This window comes from Halorubrum sp. SD612 (assembly GCF_002135005.1).
The window spans coordinates 1-2,004 of sequence record NZ_NEWI01000289.1 but is presented as its reverse complement, the minus strand read 5'-3'; the positions used below and the strand labels follow the sequence as shown (position 1 = coordinate 2,004).

The following is a 2,004-nucleotide window of genomic DNA, read 5'->3' as shown; positions in this document are numbered from 1 at the left end:
CGGGGTGCCGGGCGCGCGCGCCGACGCTCGGGGCCGGCGGCCCGGCGGGTAACCCGCCGCTGCCGACGTCGACGGCGGAGTCGAGCGTCGCGGCCGCGACGCCGAGGGCGACGAGAGCGAGGAGGGCGACGGCGACCGCAGTGACGGCGTCCCGCTTCACGTCCCCGAATACGCCGGCCGTCGGGAATAGCTTTCGGCGGGCGGGACGCGGTCGCGCGCTCGGCTCCGGCCGGCTACGCGTCCTCGCTCCCGTCGACGAGGTCGTCGAGCGGCGTGGTCGGGAACAGCGCGCCGACGTCGGGGTCGGGGTCGACGAGGCGGTACGCGGTCCCGTCGCGCTCGACGACGCCGGCGGCCGCGAGGTGGTCGAGGTGCGAGCACGCCTCGCCGGGGCCGTGGAGGACGTGGATCCCCTCCAGCGAGCCGAACAGCGCGGCCGACACCTCCCACGCGGTGCCGCTCTCGCGGTCGGCGAGCACGTCGATCACCCGCCGGGTGCGGTGGCGGTGGTGGTCGAGGATCGTCGCCGCGCGGCGGTTCGGCTCGTCGATCCGCCAGCGGTGGCCGGGGTGGGCGGCGTCGAAGTCGCGGTCGACGAGGCGGGCGAGGCTCTCGGCGTAGGCCGCGAGCGCGCCCTCGACGCGCACGTCCGCGCCGCCGACGTTGGGGGTGTACTTCGGGAGGAGCGCGTCGCCCGTGAAGGCCTCCTCCGTCGCGTCCGCGCCGGCGACCGGCTCGTGGTCCGGCACCGTCCGCGGGTCGAACGCGAACCCGGAGAGCCCGGCGGTGTGGCCGGGGAGGTGGAGGGCCTCAAGCTCGACGCCGCCGGCCTCGATCGCGTCGCCGTCGGCGAACGTCGTCACGTCGGCGGGCTCCCCGGAGAGGTCCGCGCTGACCGCCGAGAAGAAGTCCGTGAGTCGCTCGCGGTCGGCCGCGGGCATCCCCCAGCGCTCGAACGTCTCGCGCTGGAGGTCGCGGTCGGCGAAGAGCGGCGTCTCGGTCCCGTCGACGAGGGCGGCGTCCGCCTCGTGGACGTACACGTCGGCGCCGCCCGCGGCCTGGACCTCGCCGGCCAGCCCCGCGTGGTCCGGGTGCCAGTGCGTGAGGACGACCGCGTCGACGTCGCCGAACGCGAGGTCGTGCTCGGCGAGGCCGTCGACCAACTCCTCGCGGACTTCGGGGAGCGCGACGCCGGTGTCGACGAGCGCGGTCGTCTCGCCGTCGAGCAGGTACACGTCGTTTGCGCCCTCGAAGACGGTGTTACCGAGCTGGATCCGTTTCACACGATACGGTCGTCGGGCGTCCTTTTGAGGGTTGCCACCGCGGCGAGCCCGGCCGAGGCCCCCGGTCAGGAGGGCTTTTACTCGCGGGTCTCTCACCACCGGTATGGAGTATCAACCGGGCGTGTGCAACATCGGACCGACCCAACAGCGACGGCGGCTGCTGCTCGGCGTCGGGTCGCTGGTGGTCGCCGCGGCCTACGTCGCGGCCGCGATATCCCTCGGGTGGCCGCGGTGGGCGCTTATCGCCTCGGTGGTCCCGCTGTACGGCGCCGCGATGGGCGCGCTACAGTACCGCGAGCGCTTCTGTATCGGCTTCGCCGGCATCGGCGTCTTCGACGTGGGCGAGGGGACGAACGAGATCCGAAACGAGGAAGCGCTCGCCGCCGACCGGAAGAAGGCGGTCCGGCTCAACGCGAAGGCGGTTGGGATCGGCGTCGCGGGTGCGGCGATCGTCTACGGTGCCGTGGTCGTACTTTTATAAACGATCGCTGGAGGGCGGTCTACTACTTATAAACGCCCTCGCTGATCAAGCAGCGAACGGCTCTAAAACCCAGTCGCTCGCTTATAAATAATCGAGTACGGAGCGGCGGCGAACACTGCCAAAGCCCCAGTCGCGCGGCGCGACGCGCCACGGGCAGCGAGGGGCTGCGTCCCTCGGGCAACCGGGCTTCGCCCGGTGACAGGGCGAGAGCGAAGCTCTCGCTTGAAACCGGACGTAGTC

At 72.6% G+C, this 2,004-nt stretch carries 2 protein-coding genes; one reads left to right on the top strand and one right to left on the bottom strand.

The window, feature by feature from the left end:
* Positions 1-233: 233 nt before the first annotated feature.
* Positions 234-1,283 carry an MBL fold metallo-hydrolase gene (locus B9G38_RS16535; RefSeq protein ID WP_086221105.1) on the bottom strand — a complete coding sequence of 350 codons (1,050 nt, stop codon included), beginning with the start codon at positions 1,281-1,283 and terminating at the stop codon, positions 234-236.
* Positions 1,284-1,386: 103 nt separating this feature from the next.
* Between B9G38_RS16535 and B9G38_RS16530 the strand changes: the two genes are divergently transcribed.
* A complete protein-coding gene (locus tag B9G38_RS16530; protein ID WP_086221104.1) occupies positions 1,387-1,764 on the top strand; it encodes a hypothetical protein in 378 nt (125 codons plus the stop codon).
* Positions 1,765-2,004: the final 240 nt, after the last annotated feature.